Origin of the sequence: Ruegeria sp., assembly GCF_965243365.1 — a bacterium.
Classification (GTDB): domain Bacteria; phylum Pseudomonadota; class Alphaproteobacteria; order Rhodobacterales; family Rhodobacteraceae; genus Ruegeria.
This window is the reverse complement of record NZ_CBDEUW010000002.1, coordinates 1,641,744-1,667,383: the sequence shown is the minus strand read 5'-3', so window position 1 is coordinate 1,667,383 and position 25,640 is coordinate 1,641,744. Positions and strand designations below refer to the sequence as shown.

Annotated in this window: 21 protein-coding genes and 2 pseudogenes; 9 read left to right on the top strand and 14 right to left on the bottom strand. The window is 57.8% G+C overall.

The window, feature by feature from the left end; translation table 11 throughout:
* The first annotated feature begins 30 nt into the window (after positions 1-30).
* From ACP0GE_RS11945 to ACP0GE_RS11935, 3 genes are read left to right on the top strand one after another with little or no spacing between them, the layout of a single operon-like run.
* Positions 31-1,017: a glycosyltransferase family 2 protein gene (locus ACP0GE_RS11945; RefSeq protein ID WP_424833846.1), complete on the top strand. Its 987-nt coding sequence runs from the start codon at positions 31-33 to the stop codon at positions 1,015-1,017.
* The gene (locus tag ACP0GE_RS11940) at positions 1,014-2,714 is read left to right on the top strand and encodes a beta-1,6-N-acetylglucosaminyltransferase (protein WP_424832166.1); all 1,701 of its coding nucleotides are present in this window, start codon (positions 1,014-1,016) and stop codon (positions 2,712-2,714) included. Before ACP0GE_RS11945 ends, ACP0GE_RS11940 begins: the two co-directional genes overlap by 4 nt.
* Positions 2,715-2,720: 6 nt before the next feature.
* Positions 2,721-4,175, top strand: a complete 1,455-nt coding sequence (locus ACP0GE_RS11935; protein ID WP_424832165.1) for a nodulation protein NodH — start codon at positions 2,721-2,723, stop codon at positions 4,173-4,175.
* Here the strand turns inward: ACP0GE_RS11935 and ACP0GE_RS11930 are convergent.
* The 5 genes and pseudogenes from ACP0GE_RS11930 to ACP0GE_RS11910 form a co-directional block, all read right to left on the bottom strand.
* Positions 4,159-4,677 (bottom strand): L,D-transpeptidase family protein, encoded by a 519-nt coding sequence (locus ACP0GE_RS11930; RefSeq protein ID WP_424832164.1) that lies wholly within the window; start codon positions 4,675-4,677, stop codon positions 4,159-4,161. The two genes, ACP0GE_RS11935 and ACP0GE_RS11930, sit on opposite strands and share 17 nt — an antisense overlap.
* 57 nt (positions 4,678-4,734) lie before the next feature.
* Positions 4,735-5,520: an ion transporter gene (locus ACP0GE_RS11925; protein ID WP_424832163.1), complete on the bottom strand. Its 786-nt coding sequence runs from the start codon at positions 5,518-5,520 to the stop codon at positions 4,735-4,737.
* A gap of 21 nt (positions 5,521-5,541) precedes the next feature.
* Entirely contained in the window at positions 5,542-6,774 is a 1,233-nt protein-coding gene (locus tag ACP0GE_RS11920) for a class I SAM-dependent RNA methyltransferase (protein WP_424832162.1), read from the bottom strand.
* Between the two features lie 39 nt (positions 6,775-6,813).
* Positions 6,814-8,646: an ABC transporter ATP-binding protein gene (locus ACP0GE_RS11915; protein ID WP_424832161.1), complete on the bottom strand. Its 1,833-nt coding sequence runs from the start codon at positions 8,644-8,646 to the stop codon at positions 6,814-6,816.
* A pseudogene (locus ACP0GE_RS11910) lies at positions 8,643-8,930 on the bottom strand (multidrug ABC transporter ATP-binding protein); the annotation flags it as partial. The pseudogene ACP0GE_RS11910 and the gene ACP0GE_RS11915, both read right to left, overlap by 4 nt.
* Positions 8,931-9,098: 168 nt before the next feature.
* Between ACP0GE_RS11910 and ACP0GE_RS11905 the strand changes: the two are divergent.
* A complete protein-coding gene (locus tag ACP0GE_RS11905) occupies positions 9,099-10,931 on the top strand; it encodes an IS1634 family transposase (protein ID WP_424830302.1) in 1,833 nt (610 codons plus the stop codon).
* Positions 10,932-11,061: 130 nt separating this feature from the next.
* Here ACP0GE_RS11905 and ACP0GE_RS11900 read toward each other — a convergent pair.
* From ACP0GE_RS11900 to ACP0GE_RS11885, 4 genes and pseudogenes are all read right to left on the bottom strand, one after another.
* Positions 11,062-12,607: pseudogene (locus ACP0GE_RS11900) on the bottom strand (ABC transporter ATP-binding protein); the annotation flags it as partial.
* 190 nt (positions 12,608-12,797) lie between these two features.
* Positions 12,798-13,952 (bottom strand): CCA tRNA nucleotidyltransferase, encoded by a 1,155-nt coding sequence (locus ACP0GE_RS11895; protein ID WP_424832160.1) that lies wholly within the window; start codon positions 13,950-13,952, stop codon positions 12,798-12,800.
* Positions 13,949-14,548 (bottom strand): CoA pyrophosphatase, encoded by a 600-nt coding sequence (locus ACP0GE_RS11890; RefSeq protein WP_424832159.1) that lies wholly within the window; start codon positions 14,546-14,548, stop codon positions 13,949-13,951. Before ACP0GE_RS11890 ends, ACP0GE_RS11895 begins: the two co-directional genes overlap by 4 nt.
* On the bottom strand, positions 14,538-15,524 hold the full coding sequence (locus ACP0GE_RS11885; protein ID WP_424832158.1) for an Hsp33 family molecular chaperone HslO: 987 nt from the start codon (positions 15,522-15,524) through the stop codon (positions 14,538-14,540). The genes ACP0GE_RS11890 and ACP0GE_RS11885 overlap by 11 nt, the downstream gene beginning before the upstream one ends.
* Positions 15,525-15,600: 76 nt before the next feature.
* On the opposite strand from ACP0GE_RS11885, the gene ACP0GE_RS11880 reads away from it, so the two are divergent.
* Positions 15,601-16,047 (top strand): NUDIX hydrolase, encoded by a 447-nt coding sequence (locus ACP0GE_RS11880; RefSeq protein ID WP_424832157.1) that lies wholly within the window; start codon positions 15,601-15,603, stop codon positions 16,045-16,047.
* Here ACP0GE_RS11880 and ACP0GE_RS11875 read toward each other — a convergent pair.
* The gene (locus ACP0GE_RS11875; RefSeq protein ID WP_424832156.1) at positions 16,044-17,315 is read right to left on the bottom strand and encodes a PP2C family protein-serine/threonine phosphatase; all 1,272 of its coding nucleotides are present in this window, start codon (positions 17,313-17,315) and stop codon (positions 16,044-16,046) included. The genes ACP0GE_RS11880 and ACP0GE_RS11875 overlap by 4 nt on opposite strands.
* A 136-nt stretch (positions 17,316-17,451) precedes the next feature.
* Between ACP0GE_RS11875 and ACP0GE_RS11870 the strand changes: the two genes are divergently transcribed.
* On the top strand, positions 17,452-17,781 hold the full coding sequence (locus ACP0GE_RS11870) for an Hpt domain-containing protein (RefSeq protein WP_424832155.1): 330 nt from the start codon (positions 17,452-17,454) through the stop codon (positions 17,779-17,781).
* Here ACP0GE_RS11870 and ilvA read toward each other — a convergent pair.
* Complete coding sequence (ilvA, locus tag ACP0GE_RS11865) at positions 17,778-19,004, bottom strand: threonine ammonia-lyase IlvA (protein ID WP_424832154.1); 1,227 nt, start codon at positions 19,002-19,004, stop codon at positions 17,778-17,780. The genes ACP0GE_RS11870 and ilvA overlap by 4 nt on opposite strands.
* A gap of 59 nt (positions 19,005-19,063) precedes the next feature.
* Complete coding sequence (locus tag ACP0GE_RS11860) at positions 19,064-19,810, bottom strand: hypothetical protein (RefSeq protein WP_424832153.1); 747 nt, start codon at positions 19,808-19,810, stop codon at positions 19,064-19,066.
* A gap of 163 nt (positions 19,811-19,973) precedes the next feature.
* Between ACP0GE_RS11860 and ACP0GE_RS11855 the strand changes: the two genes are divergently transcribed.
* The 3 genes from ACP0GE_RS11855 (at position 19,974) to msrA (ending at position 22,379) form a co-directional block, all read left to right on the top strand.
* A complete protein-coding gene (locus ACP0GE_RS11855) occupies positions 19,974-21,200 on the top strand; it encodes an argininosuccinate synthase (RefSeq protein ID WP_424832152.1) in 1,227 nt (408 codons plus the stop codon).
* A 130-nt stretch (positions 21,201-21,330) separates the two neighbouring features.
* A complete protein-coding gene (locus tag ACP0GE_RS11850; protein ID WP_424832151.1) occupies positions 21,331-21,612 on the top strand; it encodes an SCP2 sterol-binding domain-containing protein in 282 nt (93 codons plus the stop codon).
* Positions 21,613-21,707: 95 nt separating this feature from the next.
* Positions 21,708-22,379 (top strand): peptide-methionine (S)-S-oxide reductase MsrA, encoded by a 672-nt coding sequence (gene msrA, locus ACP0GE_RS11845; RefSeq protein ID WP_424832150.1) that lies wholly within the window; start codon positions 21,708-21,710, stop codon positions 22,377-22,379.
* Here msrA and ACP0GE_RS11840 read toward each other — a convergent pair.
* Positions 22,376-23,248: a ribokinase gene (locus ACP0GE_RS11840; protein WP_424832149.1), complete on the bottom strand. Its 873-nt coding sequence runs from the start codon at positions 23,246-23,248 to the stop codon at positions 22,376-22,378. The genes msrA and ACP0GE_RS11840 overlap by 4 nt on opposite strands.
* A 3-nt stretch (positions 23,249-23,251) precedes the next feature.
* Positions 23,252-25,507, bottom strand: a complete 2,256-nt coding sequence (locus tag ACP0GE_RS11835; protein WP_424832148.1) for an NADP-dependent malic enzyme — start codon at positions 25,505-25,507, stop codon at positions 23,252-23,254.
* Positions 25,508-25,640: the final 133 nt, after the last annotated feature.

Sequence of the window (25,640 nt, the reverse complement as noted above, 5' to 3'; positions counted from 1 at the left end):
AGTCACGTGAGCCTGTTGGATTCCTATCGCATGAGATTGCGGCGCAAGCGTCGTATTCTGCGCTGCCTGCGAAAGCAGCGTGAATTGAAACCCGTGCGTGACAACACAGCCGCGATCCAACCCAACGATGTACTGCTGGCCTGCGTTGTCCGAAATGAAAAGATCAGGCTGCCGTATCTCCTTAGTTACTATCGCACGCGGGGCGTCAATCACTTCCTGTTTGTGGAAAATAATGGCGATGACGGCACCCGCGAATACCTGGCCAGCCAGTCCGATGTATCCGTATGGACCACCTCGGCCAGCTATAAAAAGGCCACATATGGTGTAGATTGGGTGAACTATCTGCTGCGCACCTATGCGCATGGGCATTGGGCTTTGACGGTCGATCCGGATGAGTTCTTTGTCTATCCGTTCTGCGATACCCGCCCTATTCAGGCTCTGACCGATTGGCTGGACGGGTCCTTTATCCGCAGCTTCGGCACCATGCTGATCGACATGTATCCCGAGGGCCCTATTGAAGAGGCCAAGTATCAACCCGGGCAAAATCCGTTTGAAATAGCACCCTGGTTTGACCCCGGAAATTACATGATCACGCAGAATCCGACCTATCGCAATCTGTGGATTCAAGGCGGCCCTCGTGCGCGTGTGTTCTTTCGCGATAACCCGTCCAAAGCGCCGGCGCTGAACAAGATACCGCTGGTCAAGTGGAACAAACGTTATGTCTACGTCAGCTCGACTCATTCTCTGCTGCCGCGGGGGTTGAATCAGGTTTACGACGAACAGGGCGGTGAAAAGGCCAGTGGCGCGCTGCTGCATGCCAAGCTGATCGATACCTTGGGCGACAAAGCACGCGAGGAGGTGCAGCGGGGCGAACACTACCGCACATCCGGTGAGTACCGCGCTTATGCCGAACAGCTGGAAGATCGGCCGGTGTTCTGGAACAAATGGTCCGAGAAATACCTGAACTGGCGCCAACTTGAGATTTTGGGCCTGATGTCCAAGGGGAATTGGGCATGAATAGCCTTGGCATTGTCATGTTGGTGCACACCGCTCTGGATCGCGCCGAACAGGTTGCGCGGCACTGGACTGCTGCGGGCTGCCCGGTTGTCATCCATGTCGATCGCAAAGTCGGCGAGCCCGAGTATTCGGACTTTGTCGCCGCCTGTGCCGATGATCCGCTGATCCTGTTCTCAGATCGCCATGTCTGTGAATGGGGCGGTTGGGGAATCGTCGCGGCATCGCAATCGGCGGCAACCCTGATGCTTGACCGATTTCCCAATGTACGGCACGTTTTCCTATCCTCCGGAGCCTGTTTACCACTGCGCCCGGTGGAAGAGCTGATCGCGTATCTGGCTGATCGCCCTCGGGTCGACTTCATTGAAAGCGCCACGACAGCAGACGTGACATGGACCGTCGGCGGGCTGGATCTGGAACGATTTACGCTGCGCTTTCCGTTTTCGTGGCGCAAGCAGCGGCGCCTGTTTGACCTCCACGTCCGGCTTCAACGGCGTCTGGGTATCCGGCGCGAGATTCCGGATGGTCTGGTCCCCCATATGGGAAGCCAATGGTGGTGCCTGACGCGCCAAACCCTGTCGGCGATTCTGCAGGATCCGCGCCGCGCCGTTTATGACAGTTATTTCCGCCATGTCTGGATACCGGATGAAAGCTATTTTCAGACCCTGACCCGGCTCTATTCCACTCATATTGAAAGCCGGTCGCTGACATTGTCGAAATTCGACTATCAGGGCAGACCGCATGTCTTTTATGATGATCACCTGCAATTGCTGCGGCGGTCCGACTGTTTCGTTGCGCGCAAAATCTGGCCGCATGCAGATCGCCTCTATCAGACCTTTCTGACCGGTCAGGGCTGTGCGCTCACGCCAGCAGAACCCAACCCCGGCAAGATCGATCGTGTCTTTGCCAAGGCGGTCGAGCGTCGATTGCGCGGGCGTGATGGGCTTTACATGCAGGGTCGCTTTCCCAGCCACGACGACGAGAATAGGCTGACCGCCTACCCCTACTCAGTCTTTCAGGGGTTCGCGGAGGTGTTTGAGGATTTTGAGACATGGCTGACCAACGCCACCGACACACGCGTCCATGGTCACCTGTTCCATCCTGAAGGGGCTCAGTTCGCGGATGGTGAGGCGCTTACGAATGGCGCGCTTTCGGATTGTGCCGCTTTGCGAGACTATAATCCAACTTCGTTCCTGACCAATCTGATCTGGAACACGCGGGGCGAAAGACAGTGTTTTCAGTTCGGCCCGGGGGACAATCAGAAAATCAACCCGGTTCTGGCCCGGGACAAGAATGCTCAGATTTCGATCATCACCGGTGCCTGGGCCGTGCCGCTGTTCCGTTCAAACCTGAACTTCGCCGACATCCGGGCCGAAGCTGCGCGCCTTCAGCAGATCGAAACAAAGCAGCTGAGAACGCTTGAGACGGCCGGAATCAAAGCCAAGGTCAGGGTTTGGTCAATGGCGGATTTTGTAGAAGCCCCGATGGAACCCCTGCAGACCGTGATTGACGAAATCGGTGCCGAACAGCCCAACCATCTGACCGAAGCCCCTACGATGGTGGATCTGACAGGTTTTGGGAAGTTCCTGCAAAACCTAAAGAATCAGGGCATGCATCCCTATCTGATGGGGGATTTTCCAGCCGACGATGTCTTTGGCACGCAGGCCAAGACCTTCCGCAAACCTTATCTTGTGCAATAACCCGGTATGAGTGATCGGTTCGACTATTTCATCCTACTGGCGGACATGCGCACGGGGTCCAACCTGCTTGAATCGCAACTGAACGCTCTGGACGGCGTGACGTGCCATGGCGAGGCATTCAACCCGTATTTCGCGGGGCTACCCAAGTTGGACGATTTACTGGGGTTTACGGTCGAAAAGCGCGACCGCGATCCGCTGGCACTGTTGGACGCGATCCGCGCAGCGCCGGGTGAAATGAGCGGGTTTCGCTTTTTCAGCGATCATGATCTTCGGGCGCTGACCCCAGCCCTAAACGACCCGCGTTGCGCTAAAATCATTCTGACGCGAAATGCGCTGGACAGCTATATCTCCTGGAAGATCGCTGTTGAGACAAAACAGTGGAAGCTGGTGAACATCAAACAACGGCGCGAGGCGCAGGTTGCCTTCGACAGCGATGAATTCACCCGCCAGTTCGAAAGCCGGCAGGCGTTTCAGCAGATGGTGCTGAACCACCTGCAAAAAACCGGTCAAACCGCTTTTTATATCACATATGACGACCTGAACGATGTCGAGGTTCTGAACGGTCTGGCGCGCTGGTTGGGGGTCACTGGCCGTCTGGAGGCGGCAAATGACCATTTGAAACGCCAAAACCCGGCGCCAGCCTTGTCCAAGGTCACCAACCCGGATGAGATGGCAAATGCCGTGTCCGGGCTGGATGTTTTCAACCTGCACCGCACTCCGAACTTCGAACCGCGCCGGGGCCCGGCTGTGTCGCGCTATGTCGGCGCGTCAAAGACGCCCCTGTTGTATTTGCCGGTACGAGGCGGCCCGGAGTTTGATGTCACGCGATGGATGGCTGATCTGGATAGTGTCACGCAGGATGATCTGGTGATAGGGCGCAACCAGAAACAGATGCGCCGCTGGATGCAGGATCATCCAAAGCATCGCAAATTTACGGTCGTGCGTCATCCGCTGGCACGCGCGCATTCGGTATTCTGTAAACACATCCTCCGCACCGGGCCGGGCGCCTATGTCGCGATCCGCAATATGCTGCGCAAAAGATATGAATTGCCCCTGCCCGCCGATGACCCCGATACCTCCTATACGCCGGATCAACATTACGCCGCATTTTCAGGATTTCTGACCATGTTGGGCCATATCCTTGCAGGTCAAACCCCGATCCGCGTGGATGGAACATGGTGCAGCCAGGCACAGACACTGGAGGGGATGGCGGGCTTCGCCATGCCGGACCAGATTTTACGGGAAGACGAGATGGCGGGCGCCCTTCCCGCTCTGGCCCGTCAGGTTGGTCATGCAAACCCACCGGCTCCGCCCTCTTCTGCGCCGGACATGCCCTTCACCCTGGCGCAGATTTACGACACCGCGCTCGAGGACAAGGCCGCCGAGGCTTATCAGCGCGATTATCTGTTGTTCGGGTTCGAAGACTGGAAGGCGCAGAAAATCGTCAAGGGCGAAGGGTAATAACCGTGCCCTCATTCACCATGGCGTAAATCTCTTCGATCTCTTCGTTCTTCACGGCAATGCAGCCGGCTGTCCAATCCGTTGTCTTCTTCGCGCGTTTGCGCTCGGATCGTTTGTTGGGCTGGCCATGAATGAAAATGTCACCACCGGGATCAACTCCGGCGGCCTTCGCCTGCGCAATATCCTTCGAGTTCGGATAGGAAATGCCCAGCGATAGGTGATATCGGCTGTTAGGGTTGCGGCGATCAATCAGATATGTACCTTCGGGCGTGCGTCCATCGCCCTTTTTGGTCTTGGTTCCTTGCGGAGCAAATCCAAGATCTACCTTATATTCCTTGAGAATTTTCTCGTTGTGCAAAAGATACATTTTGCGCGCGCCCTTGTTGATCACCAATGAGGTCACCTCGGGTCCGCTATAGGAGAGAATTCTGGGATTGGCTGAAGCACAAGCCGAAAGGCTCAGCGTTGCCATCGCCCCCAATCCAAATGCTCGACGATCCATTTTTTCACTGCCTGCTGTTTTTTGCGATCATTATGCCAAATTGCGCAAAAACTGAAATCACTTTTTGCTGTGTGACTGCTCAATTAGACGGCGTTCGATGCTTTCAAGCCGCTCCAGCACCTCGTCCCGGTAGGCGTCGGTCTTCACCTCATCCTCGGCATGATGCGCGTCCTGCATCGAGTTCACGATCAGACCCACCAGCAGGTTCACCACCGCAAAGGTCGTGACCATGATGAAGGGCACAAAGAACAACCAGGCGTAAGGATAGACCTGCATCACGGGGCGCACGATGCCCATCGACCAGCTTTCCAACGTCATGATCTGGAACAGCGTATAGGCGGACAGGCCCAGATCGCCGAACCAGTCCGGGAAGCTTTGCGAAAACAGTTTCGTCGAGATCACAGCGCCGATGTAGAACAGGATCGCCATCAACAGGAATACACTGGCCATGCCCGGCAGGGCCGAGATGAAACCTTCGACCACCCGTCGAAGACGTGGTGCGACCGAGATCACCCGCAACACCCGCAAAATCCGCAGCGCCCGCAACACAGACAGGCTGCCAGCGCTTGGAACAAGAGCGATCCCGACGATCAGAAAGTCGAAGACATTCCAGCCACTGGTAAAAAACCTGCGCCCGGTTGCAATCAGCTTCATCGCAATCTCGGCCACGAAGATCGCCAGGCACATCTTGTCCAAAGCCACGATCACAGGTCCAGCCGCATCCATCAGTGTTGGCGACGTCTCCATCCCCAGTAATATCGCGTTGAATATGATCACGCCGGTGATGAAGCGCCCAAAAGCGGGGGTTTCAATGATGGTATGCAAACGCTGGGTGATCCCCATGTCCGGCGGTCTCCTGTCTGATCACGCGGCGGGGTTCAGGGTGAACCGCGCGGCAAGTTCCGTGTGCGACGACCATCGAAATTGGTCAACCACTTGTACCCATTCAAGGGTGTATCCGGCGTTAACCAGCGTTTTTGCGTCTCGCGCGAAAGTCACCGGATTGCACGAAACATAGGCGATGACCGGGCGCTGTGCCTGCGCCAGCTCGGCCACCTGGGCTTCGGCCCCTGCCCGGGGCGGATCAAGAACCACGGCGTCAAACAACTTTAGTTCATCCGGCATCAAAGGTCGGCGGAACAGATCGCGCGCTTCGGTTGTAACGCGTTTAAGCCCCTGCGCCTTGTTGCGCCATCCCTGATCCAGGGCTTGCGTCATCTCTGCTTCACCTTCGACGGCGTGAACCTCAGCCGCCCCAGCCAGCGGCAACGAGAATGTCCCGCAGCCGGCAAACAGATCGACGATCCGCTTTGCACCCTCGGTTGCTTGCAAAACCGCCTGTAATAGAGCCTGTTCACCGTCCTTCGTGGCCTGAAGAAAAGCGCCCGGAGGAGGAACAACAGCGACCGTGCCAAACCGTTGAGTGGGCGAGTGACGCATTGCGATAACTTCTGCATCCCAGCTTAGACGGGCAAGCCCATGCTGCTCGGTTGCCTGCGCGAGCGCCAGTTCCAGCGGCCCGTCCAACGGTTTGCCGCCCTTGACCGAGACATCCAGCCCGCCCTCGGACAGCGTAAGGGTCACCGCCAATATCCCTTTGCGGCTGCCGCCCAAAACGGCCAGCGCCTTGGCCACGGGTATGGCGGCAATCAGGGCCGGGTCCAGCAAATGGCAGTCAGGGATTTCCGTAATCGTCTCGGACGCACGCCCGTGAAACCCCGCCAGTGTTCCCTTTTTCGTGCGTCGCACGGCAATCGTCGCCCTGCGCCGGGACCGGTCAGGAGAGGTATGGATGGGGCGCATCACTGTCCCGAGCCCCTGCGCAGCCAGCGCGTTGCGCACGATCTCGACCTTCCAGTCTGCGACAAACCCGTCATCTGCGTGCTGCAACTGGCAGCCTCCGCAAGCCTTATAGTGACGGCAGGGCGCTTTTACCCGGTGTTCGGAAGGCGTTAACACGCGGATATCAGTCAGCTGACCGCCTACTACCTCGCCGCTGACCACCTCACCCGGCAGGGTACGGGGCGCGTATATTGGCCCTTCGGCGATGCCGTCGCCCTGATGACCAAGGCGGAGGATGGTGAATTCCTGTGTCATGGCTGGCCTGATAGCCGGGCCGACGCGGTAACAAAACCCTTATTCGGCAGCTTCGGTCTGAATGAAGCCCCCGGACTGACGATGCCAGAACCGAGCGTACAATCCGTTCTGCGCCAACAATATGTCATGTGGTCCGTCTTCAACGATCCGGCCCTGATCCAGAACAATGATCCGGTTCATCTCGCTGAGGGTGGAAAGACGATGCGCAATGGCCAGAACCGTCTTACCCTCCATCACGCGGTGCAAGGCTGTCTGGATCGATGCCTCGACTTCGGAATCCAGTGCCGAGGTTGCCTCGTCCAGCACCAGAATGGGCGCGTCCTTCAGAATCGCACGGGCCAAAGCGATCCTTTGCCGCTGACCACCGCTGAGCTTGACGCCCCGTTCGCCCAGATAGGCGTCGTATCCGGTGCGTCCCTGCGCGTCCTGCAGGCCAAGGATGAACTCATGCGCTTCGGCCTTGTGGGCGGCGGCAATCATGTCCTCTTGGGACGCCAAAGGATTGCCGTACAGGATATTGTCACGGGCCGAGCGGTTAAACATCGCCGTTTCCTGCGTGACCATGCCAATTTGCCGCCGCAAACTGTCCTGGGTGACGGTCGCAATGTCCTGGCCATCGATCAGAACAACGCCTTTTTCCCTGTCATAGAGCCTGAGAAGCAAGGAAACGAGAGTGGACTTTCCCGCCCCGGAAGCCCCGACAATTCCCAGTTTTTCACCGGGCTTCACGGTCAGGCTCAGGTCCGACACACCGCCGATATCGCGCCCATAAGCAAAGCCAACGTGCTGAAAATCGATCTGCCCGTTCGGCACGATCAGATCAGGCGCAGAGGGGACATCTTCCACCCGATCCCGTTTGGTCAGAGTTTTCATGCCGTTTTCAATTTCGCCGACATTGGCGTAAAGCGTCATCAACGTGAAACTCACCCACCCCGTCATCTGCGCAATCCGGATGGAAACGGCACCGGCGGCGACGATGTCACCGGGCGTCGCCGATCCGACCTGCCACAACATAAGCGTTGCGCCCAGCAGCAGTACGGGCAAAACGCCCGCAAGGGTCATCAGGACAAAACGAAAACTGGCCGACAGCTTGCCAAACTCCAGTGACTTTTCACGCAGATCGATCATCGAATTGCGCGCGGCCTGATCTTCGAATTCAGAATGTGCAAACAGTTTGACTGTTTTGATGTTGGTGATTGTATCAACCACCTGTCCCGTCACCATCGCCCGCGCCCCGGCACGCGCGCCCGACCAGTGGCGAATGCGCGGCAAATACCAGCGGATCAGCAGAAAATAGACCGCCAGCCACACGACGAAGGGCAGCATCACCATTGGGTGAATCGACCCTAACAATAGCAAAGACCCGGCCAATGACGCCATGGCAAACACGATCGCGCTGATCGTTTCCGAGACAACGGAGGTCAGCGCGTTGGACGTCTGCATCTGTTTCTGCGCGATGCGTCCTGCGAAGTCATCGTCGAAATATGTAACCGACTGGCCCAATGTCCACCGGTTCAATTTCGCCAGAATCAGAGGCGGCAAGTTCGGCATGACGATGTAGTTGTTCGACAGCGAGGAAAGGCCGAACAACACCGGACGCAGCACCATAAAGAACGCCACGGCACCAAGGATCATCCACAGGTTCCCGGCGGTCAGAAACTGATCGGGGCCGCTGGCGGTTGCCGTGTCGATCACACGCCCCAGAATCCACGCGGTACCGGCCTCCAAAACACCTGCTGCTGCAGAAAAGAAGGCGGCCAGAAAAAGCATTGGCCATGACCCGGTCAGGCACCAGCGGATGAACGCCCCCAACGTCTGCGGCGGGGGCGTATCGGTGCCTCTGAATGGCTGGATCAGGTCGGCAATTCTCATTCAGCGGCCTCCGGGTTCATGAAGCCCCCTGATTGCCTTGCCCAGAACTGCGCGTAAAGCCCACCATGCGCCAAAAGGTCGGCATGCGCGCCTTCTTCAACGATCCGGCCACCATCCATGACCAGAATCCGATCCATCTGAGCGATCGTGCTCAGCCGGTGAGCGATTGCGATCACGGTCTTGCCCTGCATCATGCCGTAAAGGGTTTCCTGAATGGATGCTTCGACTTCGGAATCCAGCGCCGATGTCGCCTCGTCCAACAACAGGATTGGCGCGTCTTTCACCCAAGTTCCGCACTTTTTTGCTGAAATCGGTCGAAATTGCCGCTTTCTGGCCGGTAAAGCGTTGATTTTGTTGAGGTGAGTTTCTGGATTTTCGAAGTGGTGCCATAATGTGCTTCCTGAGGGCTTTTCGGGATTCCCAGTGGGGTGCAGCGGTCCTAATGTAGGAACATGTTTATTCGTGAGACCCTGACCCGCCGCCGCGCTGACAAATGCTACCGATCCGTCCGGTTGGTCGAGAATTTTAGAACGGGCCGCAAGGTGCAACAAAAGACGCTCCTGAACCTCGGAGCAGCCTTTCCGATCCCCAAATCGCAGTGGCCCGAACTGGTCGAACTCGTTCAGGCGGGGATTACGGGAGAAACGCCTCTGTTCGATCCTGAACCGGAATTGGCGACAATGGCGGATACCATTGTGCAGAAGTTGCGCAGCCGCGCGTTGGTCCAGTCGGCGGCCGAGGCCCTGGATGGCGGCACAGCAAATATCCGTCTCGACAGCATACAGATTGAAGACGCGCGGTCTGTGGGCTGTGAGCGACTTGCCCTGGCCGCTCTGGAGGCTCTGGGCTTTCTTGGGGTGCTCAAGAATGTCGGCCTGTCGGATCGAGACGCCCGGATCGCCATGGCGCTGGTGATTGCGCGCATGGTGCATCCCGCCAGCGAACGGGAGACTTTGCGATGGTTGGAGACCAACAGTGCCACGTTTGAACTTCTGCGCCTCAATACCGGGCCGGCGCTCTATCTCGACAAGCTGTATCGTCTCAGTGACGGTCTGGTCAAACACCACGAGGCCATCGAAGACGCGCTGTTTGACCGTCAGCGCACGTTGTTCGGCAGTTCCGGTGCGGTGATCTTCTATGACCTGACCAACACCTACATGACCGGGCGTCCAGCGTCCGATCTGGCCAGGTTCGGACGCTCCAAGCAGAAACGGAACGACTGCCCTCTTGTCACGCTCGCGATGGCCACCGACGAGGGCGGCTTCCCGCGCCGCTCCAGCGTTCTGCCCGGCAATGTCAGCGAACCCGGCACGCTGTTCGAGGCGCTGGACAGCCTTGCCACACCGGAGGACAAGGACAAGCCCACGGTCATCATGGATGCAGGCATCGCTACCGAAAACAACCTCGCCGAACTGCGCAACCGGGGCTATCATTGGATCACGGTCAGGCGGGGTGGGGTCAAGCCGGATCAGGCGGATGCTGCAGGCGCGCGGGATCCTGATGCAACGATCGAGACCAGATCGGGGCATGAGGCGCGGATCTGGAACCTGTCCCACGAGCCTGAGAACGAAGCGCAACTCTGCATCTGGAGCCAGGCGCGACAGGAGCGTGATGAAGCCATTCTGGCCAAGAAGCGGGACGCCTTTGAGGCAGAACTTACCGCCTTGCACGACGGCTTGAGCAAGCCGCGCTCCGTCAAGACATACGACAAGGTTCTGGAGCGGCTCGGGCGTTTGCGGGAACGCTACGCTATGGTCAATCAGCATTATGACATCCGCGTCACAAAGGGTTCGGATGGCAAGGCCAGCGCGGTGACATGGGTACCCAATGCGGCATTCAATACACGCGATGCCCGCGCGGGCCTCTATGTGCTGCGCACCAGCCACACGGAATGGGGCCTTGAGAAGACGGTGCGCACCTACTGGCGTTTGACCGAACTCGAAGCGACGTTTGAGACGCTCAAGTCTGAACTCGGCTTGCGCCCGATCTGGCACCAACTGTCCAGGCGGATCGAGGGCCATCTGTTCATCGCGGTGCTGGCGCTGTACGGCGTCAATGTCATCCGGACCCGTCTCGCTGCGCAGGGGGTCCACGACAGTTGGGCCTCTGTGCGCAACAAGCTCGGTCGCTGGCAGCGGGCCACCACGTCCTTCACCTCCGTCGACGGCGCACGGATCGAGGTCAGAACGGACGCTCGGCCAGACCCGGTGGCGGCAGGGGTTGCGAAGGCGGCGGGCGTACCATACGCGCTTGAAAGGCGTATCCGGAAACTGAAAAACCCGTAACGGTCGAGGCCATTCCAACCGACCTCCTGACGCACAAAATGTAGTGCCATATCGGGCTTTTCCGAAAATAAAATCGTTTTGTATCATGACCTTATGGAGCCGTGTATGTCAAATTTGCTGAACCTGGGTTCAGGATCACTCGCGCCAACGTCACCCGCTGTCGCTGACCGCCGCTCAGTTTCACACCCCGTTCGCCGACATGCGCGTCGTACCCGGTACGACCCTGCGGATCTTGAAGATCAAGGATGAAGTCATGCGCCTCGGCCTGTTTGGCGGCCGCGATCATGTCTTCTTCGGTCGCGTCAGGGCGGCCATACAGGATATTTTCCCGTACCGAGCGATGCAGCAACGCGCTGTCTTGCTGGACCATTCCGATACAGCTTCGCAAACTGTCCTGAGTGACCTGGGCAATGTTCTGGTCATCGATCAGGATCGCGCCGCGTTCAACGTCGTAAAACCGCAAGAGCAGCTTTACCAATGTCGACTTGCCCGCGCCCGATCAGCCCGATCTTCTCACCTGGCTGAATGGTCAGGTTTATATGATCCAGCCCACCTGTTTTTCGGCCATAGTGGTGCGACAGGTCGCGAACTTCGATCCGACCATCCTTCAGCCGAAGCGGCTGTGCCCGCGGCGCATCCAGCAATTGGATTGGCTGGGCAATCGTTTCCAGGCCTTCGGCCACAACGCCCAGCTGACGGAACAGGCTGGTCAATGCCCACATGATCCATCCGGTCATGGCGTTCAAGCGCAAGGTCAGGGCCGTGGCAGCCGCAACCACACCAACCGAGGCCTGCCCCTGCATCCACAGCACAATCGCCCAGCCGACCACGCCCACGATCAGGAAGCCGTTCAAGGTGACCAGAAACGCGTCCATAATGGTGAAAATCCGCATCTCGACCTGAACGGTGCGGCGCGTTTCGGCTATCGCCTCCTTCGCATAGTCCAGTTCCTGATCCGCATGGGCGAACATCTTGACCGAGTGGATGTTGGTATAGCTGTCAACCACTCGCCCCGTTACGGTCGAGCGCGCATCAGACGCCGCCTTGGACGCCGGGCCAACGCGCCGGATCGCCCAATGGACCAGTACCGCATATAGCGCAAACCAGACCAGAAGCGGCAGCAACAACCGGGCGTCTGCGGCCATCAACAGGACAGCCGCCCCGATCAGGTAGGCCAGCGAAAAGGAAATCGCGTCAAACACCTGAAACACCACCTCGCCTGCCGCCGGTGGGGTCTGCATGATCCGGTTGGCAATCCGTCCGGCAAAGTCGTTTTCAAACCAATTCACGGACTGGCGCAATACATGCTTATGCGCGCGCCAGCGGAACAGCGTACCATATTGCGGCAGGATCGCGTTGTTGATCACCAAGACATCAAGAATGTGCAGAATGGGCCGTAACAAAAGGATAAACGCTGCCATCAGCAGCAACTCAGTCCCGTGGTTCTGCCAGACCTCTGCCGGAGATCCGACGAGCAAGTCGACGACGCGGCCCATATAGTAGATCAGACCGACCTCAACCCCGGCCACGACAATAGACAGCAGCGTCGCCCAGACAAAAATCCGGAAGAAGGGCCGCGAATAGTCCAGCATGAACGGCCACAGCTTGGTCGGCGGCGCATTGGTTTCTTTGTAGGCGACAAAAGGGTCAACGAGGTTTTCGAAATAGCGAAACATGGAGAGTGCTCCGATTGAGCAGAAAAAAGTCATGCGAAGAAAGATGGCGCCAGAACACCACCCTTACGGGTCAAAGTGTCCCGGCTTTAGCCGAACCAGATCCCGTAATACATTCGCATCCCTCCATTCATGTGACAGGCGCACGTAACCACAAAGTTTTTGGTTTGTCATCCCCTTTTGAGACTTCATCTCAGTCAGATAGCAAATCCTTGCGGGTCAGAGTGAAGCCTGACGCGATCCATCGGGCCTCAAGCTCGGCCAGCTTTTCACCCAACGCTGGGCCCGAGAAGGCCGGGATCAGATCGGCGGCCCGGATGGGAAAGCTGGCCATGGCGCCTTGTTTCAATTGTGCACTCAGGTCATCGGTCCATGGTTGTTCCAGAAACGCGCATCGCAACAGGGCCTCGTTCAGGCCCCCTTCGACGCCATTGCGATAACCCAGTTCCGCGACGCTTGCCGTACCTGCCGCCTCGTCCCGCATTCGTGTCAGGCGCTGTAGTTGGGACCGGCTAAGCCTTAAGGTCGCTGCAACTTCGGGTGGGGTGATGGCGGCAAGACGGCGCACCGGATCGGGTGCAACCTGCGCATCAGTTTCAAGTTTTGTCAGAACGGGCAGAGATCGATCATCCGACCCAGGCATAAGCTGGGCCAGAACGCCGGCATTGCGCATCGCCGCAACAGACGGCGCGGGGTCCGGTGCCGCCAGCAGCTTGAGCAATTCGGCCCCCACACGCTCGCGCGACAATGCGGTCAAACCATCCAGATTGGCCGCAATGGCCGCCAGCGCATCCGCGTCGAACCCGGCATCCGCATCCCCATACCAGGCATGAAAACGGAAATAGCGCAACGAGCGGAGGTAGTCCTCGCGGATGCGATCCTCGGCCTCTCCGATGAAACGCACGTGCCGGGCCTCAAGATCCGGCAGCCCGTTCAACGGATCAAGGATCGAGCCATCGGGCCGGGCATAAAGCGCATTCATGGTGAAATCGCGCCGTGCGGCGTCCTCTTCGACCTTGTCGGAAAAGGCGACCACCGCACGTCTGCCATCCGTTTCAACGTCGCGGCGAAAGGTGGTGATTTCATGTGGAATGCCATGGCTGACGACCGTGATCGTGCCATGATCGATCCCGGTGGGGATGGCCTTGAGACCGGCGGCCTGCGCCAGCTCCATCACCCGTCCCGGGCGTGCATCGGTCGAGATGTCGAGATCGGACACAGGCGCACCCAGCAAGGCGTTTCGGACACAGCCCCCAACAAACAAAGCCTGCGCACCGGCCCCTGTCAGAGCTTTGCAGACCTGTTGCGTTGGCTCAGCGGTAATCCAGTCTTCGGTGATCTGCATCATTCATGCACTCGCGCTGCCAGCCCTCGCAATATTCGTGCTGTCGCGCCCCAGATGTAATAAGGGCCAAATGGGACGGTGAAATAATATCGTTTCTGACCCCGCCAGCGACGTGATTCAACCACATAATTTGCCGGGTTCAGAACATGGTCAAGCGGGACCGAAAATACCTCATCCACTTCGCCCGGTTCGGGGATCGGATCAAAGTTTTGGTCAAGCACCGCAACGACCGGCGTCATTGAAAAAGAGGTTACGGTCTCATGTGTTGGTAGACTGCCTAGAATGCGCGGCAGATCCGGCGGCAGGCCGATTTCTTCCCGCGCTTCGCGCAGGGCCGTTGCAACGACATCCGCATCCCCGTCATCCTGTTTACCACCCGGAAAGGCAATCTGGCCAGGATGGTGCTTCAGGGCCGAGGACCGCTTGGTCAGAATAACCCGCGGAGCACCCTGAGCCAGCGAAACAGGCACCAACACACCAGCAGGGCGCAGTTTGCGCCCCTTTGGCAGGGTGACATCCGGGTTCAGGTCAAAGTCGCTGGACCCGGCTCCGGAGCGGCCCAGCGCCGTGGTCAGCTGCGTGACGGGATCAGGCTCCATCCTTGTCCCGCGCCTCAAAGCCGACGGACTGAGGGTCCAGCACGTAATGCGCACCGCAGAACTGGCAATCTGCTGTCACCGTTCCCTCATCCGTGGTCATCTTGGCAATGTCCTGCGCCGAGTAAATCGACAGGCTTTGCCTGACGCGATCCTCGGAACAGGTACAGCCGAACTGCACCTGCTGCGCATCATAGACGCGGGGCTGTTCCTCGTGAAACAAACGGATCAGCAGGTCGGTGGGCGCAATGGATGGCCCGATCAGCTCCAGATCCTCGACCGTATCGAGCAAGATGTTGACACGGCCCCAGTTCTCGCCCTCTTCCCCGTCAACCAGATCAGCCGCTGTCAGGATATCGCCATTGCCCTCACCGCTTGCCGCGAACGGGGACGCCTTGGGCATGTGTTGCAACATGACCCCGCCCGCGCGCCAATGTTCGCCGACGCCCGGTTCGGTCGATTTGCCAAAGCTCAGCGAAAACCGTGTCGGTAGCTGCTCGGACTGTGCAAAATACGCCTCGGCACAGGCGCTCAGCGATCCGCCAGCCAGAGGGGTGATCCCCTGATACGGCTGGTTGCCCTCACCCTGATCGATCATGATGGCGAAATACCCTTCGCCCACCTGATCGAAAGGGGCACCGTCGGTCAGACGATCCCGGTCAAAGCTGGCATAAGCGCGGATTTGCGCAGGTTGCCCTTCTTCCTGCGGCGCATAATAGTCAGTGGCAATCATCCGCACGGGACCCTTCGACTGGGCCTGCAACGACAGTTTCCAGCGCAGTGCTACGGTCTGGCCGATCAATGCGGTCAGCAGGGCCATCTCGGCAACCAGCGCCTCGACCTGTTCGGGATAGTCGTGCTGTTTCAGGATACCGTCCAGCACCCCGTCCAGCCGCGCCACACGGCCGCGCATATCCGAGACATCAAGTTGAAAGGGCAGGACGGTATCGTCCCACGCGATTTTCGTTCCAATAGACATGGGGTTTCCTTACACGCCACAGGTTGGCATACCGCCACCATATAAGTCCAACAATCCGGGTTGAAAGGGGCCATACATGATCCGACGGTTTGGTGAAACCCCAGAGCCGGGGCGAAGGTATATTCGACGACCCGGTGTCTATGCCCTGTTGCCGCGCGGACCATCGCTGTTGGTGACGTGGTATGACGATGGCCAAAACCCCGAGCTGCAATTGCCCGGCGGCGGCATCGACCCCGGCGAATCCCCGATTACCGCACTGCACCGGGAAGTCTATGAGGAAACCGGCTGGCTAATCAGCGCGCCCCGCCGTATCGGTGCCTTTCGCAGATTCACCTACATGCCCGAATATGACCTGTGGGCCGAGAAGGTTTGCACCGTTTATCGAGCCCAGCCTGTGCGCAGAATGGGGCCGCCGACCGAGGCGTTTCACGAAGCCTTATGGATGAATGCTGCAGACGCGCTGGGTCAGCTTGGCAACGCGGGCGACCGCCACTTCACCGCCCGACACCTTCGGCGACTTTAAGCTCCGTTATATTCAAAGAAGACCGCGGAAACATCATCGTCAATACCGCCATCAGAGGCCGCGGCCTGCGTCAGCCGCCAGAACATATCGTCAAGAAACTCCGGCCCTGTATGGTCTGCAACGCAATCCATTGCCATGCGCATAAGGCCATCTTCGTCCAACAGTCGGCCGTCCTTTAACCGGCATTCTGTAAACCCGTCAGAATACAACAACAGCTTGTCGCCCGGCTGCAGATAGATGTCAGTCCTTTGAAACGTGACGTCCGGCAACAGTCCGATTGGCAGCCCGCCTTCACCCAGAAACTCTGACCTTCCATTGGCGCGCAGCAGCAGGGGATGCGGATGACCCGCCTGCACCATCTTGAGATGACCATTCCGAAGATCAATGATGGCGTAGACCATCGTAAAATACTCTTCGATGCCGGTATCTGCCATTAACCGCGAATTGAGCAGGGAGGCGACTTCCTCTGGTGGCAACAGCGCATAGAACTTGTTGAATCGCCGCTCCATCGCGACATTCTGATCGAAATGCGAACTGGACAGATACCCCCCTAAACGCGCTGTCATCATGGCCGAAGTGATCCCGTGACCGGATACGTCAATGCTGTAAAACCCCAGCCGATTGACACCCGGTGAGAACATCCCGACCAGATCGCCGCCGATGTGACCGCAAGGTTTCAGCAACAGGCTGACCTGCGAGGTGCCAAAGGTGCCGGTCAGTTCGGGGACCAGAGATTCCTGTATCTTCCGCGCCTGTATCAGGTCTTTGTCGATGGCATCGTGGGCCAGCTTCAGCTCGTCCAGAGCGGATTCGATTATCCGGTTTTTCTCGGACAGCTCACGCTGCATATCCAGAATGCGCGCACCCGCCGAGATGCGCGCGCGCAGTTCATCCGCTTCCAACGGTTTGATCAGGAAATCGTCTGCACCCGCATCCAGCCCCCGCGCGACCTCCTGCTTTTCGCTTTTTGAGGTCAAAAGGATGAAATAGCTGTATTGATCATTGTCCAGCGCACGAAAGGCACGGCAGAACTCAAGCCCGCCCATTCCCGGCATGATCCAGTCGCTGAGAACCAGGTCGGGCGGTCCGTCGCGGCACAATTCGATGGCTGCTTCACCGCTATCGGCCTCGATCACCTCGAAACCCCATTTCTTGAGCGACGCCGTCAGAATGCGGCGCTGCAGACGGCTGTCGTCCACAATCAGAACCTTCCGGATCGCGCCAAAGTCCAGCTCGACCCTGACCTCGGCTTGACTGGTTCCTGACACCCTGAAAATCCTGTACGGCCACAATGGTCCCAAACTAGGCCTGCGACACTTAATAACCGGTGAAGGCAGGTTTTTAACCAGCCGTTTACTTGTCTGTTGAACACTGCCCTGAAGCGGCACGGGGCGGAGGGAGGGCATGATTCACTGGCCCAGGGTCATACAATTGCGCGACGAAGTTGGCGCAGATGAATTCGACGAGGTTGTTCAGATCTTTCTGGATGAGGTGCAGGAGGTCATCGCACGCCTAAAACAAGACACCACACGCCGGGACTTCGAACAGAACCTTCACTTCCTGAAAGGCAGCGCATTAAGCTTGGGTTTTGACCACTTCTCAAAACTCTGTCAGGACGGCGAACGCCGCGCGGCCGGAGGCGAAGCGCTAACGGTCGATCTACCCTCGATTTTGGCCGCGTTTGATCGATCCAAAACGCTGTTTGAAGCCGGGTTGGTCGAAAACCTGCGCTAGATTACGAACTGCGCCAGTGTCTCGTCTTCGGTGATGTCTGTGTAGGTAAATCCGGCCTCATCCAGATGGGCAAACAAACGCATGAAGTTCTCGGGCTTGCGTGTCTCGATTCCGATCAGGACCGAGCCGAAATTGCGTGCTGATTTCTTCATGTATTCGAACCGCGCAATATCATCCTCGGGGCCGAGGATATTCAGAAATTCTTTCAGCGCACCTGGGCGCTGCGGCAGGCGCAGGATGAAGTACTTTTTCACGCCCGAATAACGCTGTGCGCGTTCCTTGACCTCGGGCAGGCGCTCGAAATCAAAATTCCCGCCCGAGGTGACGCAGACCACAGTCTTTCCCCGGATAAAGCTCTGAATATCGCCCAGCGCTTCGATCGCCAAAGCGCCTGCTGGCTCTAGCACGATGCCTTCGACGTTCAGCATTTCGATCATCGTGGTGCAGATGCGATCCTCGGACAGGACCAGCACATCAGACAGATGGCGATTTTTTAGCAGCTCAAACGGTTTCGCGCCAATCTTTCCAACCGCTGCGCCGTCAACGAAGTTGTCGATATGGTCCAGCGCTACCGGATGGCCTGCCGCCATGGCCGCGTGCAGACAGGCCCCGCCCTTGGGTTCGACAAACAGGCAATGAGTTCGATCTCCGAACCATGTCGCAACGCCAGAAGACATACCGCCACCGCCCACCGGCAAAAGTACATGATCCGGCACGCTACCCAATTGCGCCTCAATCTCGACAGCCAGCGAGGCCTGTCCTTCGATCACATCCTCATCGTCGAAGGGTGACAGGAAATGCCCGCCCTGCTGAGTGCACCACGCCTGCGCAGCGGCCAGGGTGTCATCGAAATAGTCTCCGGTCAGGTGAACCTCGATATTGTCGCCACCGAAGATGCGGGTTTTCTGGATTTTCTGCTGCGGCGTCGTCACGGGCATGAAGATTACACCGCGCACGTTCAGATGCTTGCACATATAAGCCACGCCCTGCGCATGATTGCCCGCGCTGGCACAGACGAACAGATCCTGCCCTTGCTGCTTGCGCATCGCATTGAACGCGCCACGGATTTTATAGGACCGCACCGGGCTGAGGTCTTCCCGCTTGAGCCAGATGTCTGCACCAAAACGGTCGGACAGATGGGCATTCCGTTGCAAAGGCGTTGCCGGAAAGACAGAGCGCATCGCCTGTTCAGCGGCACGGGCGCGGGTCATGAAATCAGTCATGGCCGTTTCAGTGCCGCATCACCGCCGAAAGGGCAAGGAATACATATGTGTACGAGCGGTCAGGTGAGTTCGCGCTTTTCGATGAAGACGCCATAGATTGTGGTCAGAATGCTGACGTTGATCAAAGGAACAATCAGCATGCCTGCAAAGATTACGATAACAATTCCGATGATCGGGACAAAAAGCAGCAAAGAAGCCAAAAATTGAAGCAGCATCTGAAATAGCACCGACACGATCACCAACACTGCAAGTGTACCGCTTGCACCAGATGTCGACCGCCAAGCGTCTGACAGCTTGATAGGCCTGCCGATTGCAGCGGCCGGTAATATCGGAGAAGCCCGATAGAACGCGATGGTCAAAAAGACGATGAAAGCAATCCAAAATAGTAATCCCAGCACCGCAGAAGCTTGAGTCATCATGCCCATTACAATTCCTGCTGGAATGGAAGCGGCCAGCCCCAATAGGATCAGCATCAATAGGCGCCCAAAATAAGCTAAAACGCGATCGAGCCGAAACGGGGGAACTACTCCTCTCGGATACTCTTTGAGCAGAACAAACCTGTGCCAAGATACTACAATCCAAAGCATAACCGCAAAAACCACGATCAAAAGGCAAAAGAGGAATCCAAGTATCGTCATCACAGCAGATGCGTCCGGGGATGCAGCCGTGGCATTTTCGAATTGCTTATGAGGAGCGTCGAACAGAAAGAACAACAAGACCGCAAGTACGCTCCCGATCAGAGCCGGAACTAACGATACCTGCATAGCCTCTTTTAGGTTCCGCAGAACCATCTTCACCGAATGCACGAAGATTCTCCAACCCAACATCCGGAATACTACCTTCTCAACCAATCCTTGTTCTCTATCCCTCCGTTTCACCCCAATTCCTGCGCTGCGTCAATCCACACTCCTTGCCCCCGTGTCGAAAACCCGCTAGGGGCCAGTCGTTCTACGCATAAAGGGAAGTCAGATGTCCGCGCCCAAGAAAGTTGTACTGGCCTATTCCGGTGGCCTTGATACCTCGATCATTCTGAAATGGCTGCAGACCGAGTATGGCTGTGAGGTCGTGACCTTCACTGCCGATCTGGGTCAGGGTGAGGAGCTGGAGCCTGCCCGCAAAAAGGCCGAGCTGCTGGGGATCGAGCCCGAGAACATCTATATCGAGGATATCCGCGAGGAATTCGTCCGCGACTTCGTCTTCCCGATGTTCCGCGCCAATGCGGTTTACGAAGGCCTGTACCTGCTGGGTACATCCATTGCGCGGCCGCTGATCTCGAAACGTCTGGTCGAGATTGCCGAGGAAACCGGCGCTGATGCCGTCGCCCATGGCGCGACCGGCAAGGGCAACGATCAGGTGCGCTTTGAGCTGGCCGCCTATGCCCTGAACCCCGACATTAAAGTGATTGCCCCGTGGCGCGAATGGGACCTGACCAGCCGCACCAAGCTGCTGGAATTCGCCGAGGCAAACCAGATCCCAATCGCCAAGGACAAACGCGGTGAGGCTCCGTTCTCGGTCGATGCCAACCTGCTGCACACCTCGTCGGAAGGGAAAGTTCTTGAGGACCCCGCCGATATGGCGCCCGACTATGTCTATCAGCGCACTGTCCACCCCGAAGATGCGCCGAACGAGCCCGAATTCATCGAGATCGGCTTTGAAAAAGGTGACGCGGTCAGCATAAATGGCGAGGCGATGAGCCCGGCCACCATCTTGACCAAGCTGAACGAATATGGCGGCAAGCACGGCATTGGTCGTCTCGATCTGGTCGAAGGTCGTTTCGTCGGAATGAAGTCGCGCGGTATCTATGAAACACCCGGCGGCACCATCCTGCTGGAGGCGCACCGCGGGATCGAGTCCATAACCATGGACCGCGGCGCGATGCATCTGAAAGACCAGCTGATGCCACAATATGCGGAACTGATCTATAACGGTTTCTGGTACTCGCCCGAGCGTGAGATGCTGCAGGCCGCCATCGACAAGAGCCAAGAGCATGTCACCGGCACCGTGCGCGTGAAACTGTACAAAGGTCTGGCCTCAACCGTGGGCCGCTGGTCGGATCATTCGCTGTATTCCGAGGCACACGTGACCTTTGAAGAAGACGCCGGTGCTTATGATCAGAAAGATGCGGCAGGCTTCATCCAGTTGAACGCTCTGCGCTTGAAGCTATTGGCAGCGCGGGATAAGCGCCTGTCAAAGTAAACGCAGCGCAACCGAATTCCGAAACCCCGGCTCGTCATCTGACGCCGGGGTTTTTTGGTTCCTGTCGCGTCACCCTTGCCCGCAACACCGGTTTGTCTTTACGCAAAGGTCAACCGTGAGAGGAGAATACATGCTGCAGGACATCGCCGACGGAATACAGAAAGGCCTGAACGGAAAAAGCTTTGATGGGTCGCTGAAATTCGACTGCGGGTCAGATGGCGTAATCGTTCTGGCGGATAACAAAGCGACCACACGGGATCAGGACACAGATTGCACTATCCGGATTTCCACGGAAAACCTGACCAAACTACTAACAGGAAAGCTGAACCCGATGACCGGCGTTGCGATGGGCAAACTCAAGGTGTCCGGCAATATGGGTGTCGCGATGAAACTGGGGCAGTTGCTGGGCTAGCCGATAAACTCGCATCACCTGCCTGTGACAAACCATGACAGCGGATTGCAAGCGCATGAAAGACGCGGCAGCCTGATCTCGGAAGGAGACTCGTCATGACCCGTCCCGTCACACTTAGCTGCGTTAAGCCCGTTCTTCTGTTCACACTGATTACTCTGGCAGCCATGTTGCGCGCCTTGCCTGCACCAGCGGCTGAAACGGAAACCCTTACGGTAGCGGGCGGGTGTTTCTGGTGTGTGGAATCCGATTTTGAATCCGTTTCCGGGGTCATCGAGGCCGTATCGGGATATACAGGCGGTACGACAGACGATCCGAAATACAGCGATGTCTCCAAGGGCGGTACGGGCCACTACGAGGCTGTGCAAATCACGTACGACCCGGCGCGCATTTCCCGTGAAACGCTGTTGAACATGTTCTTCCGCTCGGTCGATCCCACAGATGCCGGGGGTCAGTTCTGCGACCGTGGGGAAAGCTATCGCACAGCGATATTTGTCTCTAACGCAGGCGAAAAGGCAATTGCAGAGGCAGCAAAAGAGGATGCCCAGCGCGCGTTGGACCAGGCCATCGTCACACCCATCCTGGACCAGTCGACCTTTTACCCGGCCGAGACCTATCACCAGGACTATTACAAAGGAAATAAACTGGTTCTCACCCGCTTTGGGCCCAAACGCCAATCCAATGCTTACAAAGCCTATCGCAAGGCTTGCGGGCGGGACGATCGGGTCAGACAGCTTTGGGGCAGCGACGCCCCCTTTGCCGGATCTTAATCGAACCGGGCATCCCGTACCTCTTTCAAATCGGGAATGACATCTGCCGTACCGTGCCGCGTAACCATCAAGGCCGCAGCGCGGTTTGCCTGCACAATAGCCTGTGACATCGGCATTCCCCGATCCATCCCGGCCAGCACGTAACCGGTGAAAGTGTCACCGGCACCGGTCGTATCGACCGGCTTCACCTTGTGGGCAGCAAAATCAACTGGGTCCTTGCCCCGCTGATAGTACCGCGCACCATCCGAACCTAGCGTTACAATCACATGCTCAACAGCCAGGTCCGACAGGGCAAGACCTGTGGATTGCCCAAGCTGTTCTGCCTCGATCCGGTTCAGGATCAGAAAGTCCAGAAAGGGCAGAATGGCCTGTACGGCCTCGGCCTGAAAAGGGGCTGCAGCATAACACACTTTCAGTCCCAATTGACGTCCCAGCTTGGCGGCTTCGACTTGCAGGTTGGTTTCGTTCTGCATCACCAGCAGGTCGCCTGTGGAAGCCGAAGACAGCGCCTGCTCCAACTGATCAATCGAAATCGCCTGATTAGAGCCTGAGAACAGGATAATATTATTCTCGCCCTGCGCATCCACGGCGATGATGGCATGACCTGTGGGTATATCGACTTCGGCAATATGCCTGGTGTCGACGCCGTATTCCGTTAATCGGTCAAATGCCCAGCGCCCATCTGGCCCAATCGCACCGACATGCGCCACCTGCGCACCCGCGCGCGCGGCGGCCACGGACATATTCGCCCCCTTGCCACCCAGAAATCGCGCCAGACGATCAGCGGCCAGGGTCTCTCCCGGACCGGGCAGATGCGGCACATCATAAATCATGTCCGCATTGATCGAGCCGAGATTCCAGATCGTCATGACTTACCCAATATCGCAGGAGGCCAGAATGGCCATGTTCAGAATGTCATTCGCCGTCGAAACGGTGGAGCATATCTGAATCGGCTTGTCGACACCCGACAGGATCGGGCCGATCACCGTTGCTCCGCCCATCTCCTGCATCAGCTTGGTCGAGATCGAGGCCGAATGCCGTGCAGGTACAATCAGGATGTTGGCAGGCCCGGTCAGGCGCTGGAACGGATAAGCCGCTTGCTGATCCACGTTCAGGGCCACGTCGACGGTCATCTCGCCTTCGTATTCGAAATCGACGCCGCGCTGATCCAGAACTGCCGGGGCGCGGTGCATCTTTTCTGCCCGTTCGGACACCGGATAGCCAAAGGTTGAAAAACTGACAAAGGCCACGCGCGGCTCTAACCCCATATGACGGGCCACAGCGGCCGAGCGTTCGGCGATATTGGCCAGATCATTCTCATCCGGCCATTCATGCACCAGAGTATCGCCAATCAGAACGATCCGGCCCTTGTGCAGCAACGCCGTCACGCCCGCCGCACCATGGGTGGCGTCGGCATCAAACACATGGTTAATCCGGTCCAGAACGTGCGCCGATTTACGCGTGGCCCCGGTGACCAGCCCATCCGCGTGACCGTGTGCCAGCATCAGCGACGAGAACACATGACGGTCGCGTGCCGCCAACCGATGGATATCCTTGTGGTCAAACCCCCTGCGCTGGAGGCGTTGGTAAAGAAAGTCCTTGTAGGCCTCCAGATGCGTGGTGTTTGCTGCATTCACCACCTCAAGCTCACGCACAGCATCACCAAGACCGGCTTCTTCCAGCTTCTGCTTGACCTCTTCGGGGCGACCAACAACCAGCGCCTTGCCAAAGCCCGAGCGCTGATAGGTCACCGCCGCGCGCAACACACGTGGGTCGTCGCCCTCGGCAAAGATCATCCGGCTTTGCGCCTGACGCGCCCGGGCGTTCAGGCCCCGCAGGATGCTGGCCGTCGGGTCCATGCGGGATTTCAGGCTCAACTCATAGGCGTCCATATCAATGATCGGACGGCGGGCAGCCCCGGTATCCATGCCAGCCCTGGCGACGGCAGGCGGAATACGGTGGATCAGGCGCGGGTCAAACGGTGTCGGGATGATGTAGTCACGACCAAAGGTCAGCGATTTGCCATAGGCCATGGCAACTTCATCCGGCACATCCTCGCGCGCCAGATTGGCCAGCGCATGGGCGCAGGCGATCTTCATCTCGTCATTGATGGCGCGCGCATGGATGTCCAATGCGCCGCGGAACAGGTAGGGGAAACCCAGTACGTTGTTAACCTGGTTGGGATAATCACTTCGGCCCGTCGCGACGATCGCATCCACGCGCACTTCGTGTGCTTCTTCAGGTGTGATTTCAGGATCGGGATTCGCCATCGCAAAAATCACCGGATTATCCGCCATCGAGGCAACCATATCCTGCGTCACGGCCCCTTTGACCGACACGCCAAGGAACACATCCGCGCCCTTCATGGCGTCTTCCAGTGTACGCAGGTCCGTGGTGATCGCGTGGGCCGATTTCCACTGGTTCATGCCTTCGGTTCGGCCTTGATAGATCACGCCTTTAGTATCGCAGACGATACAATTGTCGTGCTTGGCTCCCATTGCCTTGAGCAGTTCGATACACGCGATCCCGGCTGCCCCTGCACCATTCAGGACGATCTTTACGTCTTCGATCTTCTTGCCCGAGATGCGCAGCGCATTCAGCAAACCCGCCGCACAGATCACCGCTGTGCCATGCTGGTCATCGTGGAAGACCGGGATATCCATCTCTTCCTTGAGGCGCTGTTCGATGATGAAGCATTCGGGTGCCTTGATATCTTCAAGGTTGATGCCACCAAAAGTCGGCCCCATCAGTCGCACCGCGCGGCAAAACTCATCCGGATCCTCGGTATCGAGTTCGATATCGATCGAATTCACATCAGCGAACCGCTTGAACAGGACAGATTTGCCCTCCATCACCGGTTTCGAACCCAGTGCACCAAGGTTCCCAAGACCCAGAACGGCGGTCCCGTTCGAGATCACGGCGACCAGATTTCCCTTGTTGGTATAGTCATAGGCGGTCTCGGGCGCTTCGGCGATGGCTTCACAAGGAACCGCAACGCCGGGGCTATAGGCCAATGACAAATCACGCTGCGTGGTCATCGGGACGGTGGCCTGAACCTCCCACTTGCCGGGTGTGGGCTCCAGGTGAAAGGCCAGCGCCTCTTCGTTGGTGATCTTGGTCTTTGGCATGAAATTGTCGTTTCTTTGCTGTTCGGGGCAATCGCGTTCTACCCCAAGGGTCCAAAGGCCACAACGACAATGCGTTTTCGCCTTTCGCCGCGCGAGGGGGATTTGTAAGGTCACGCCCGGAACACGCCAGAAG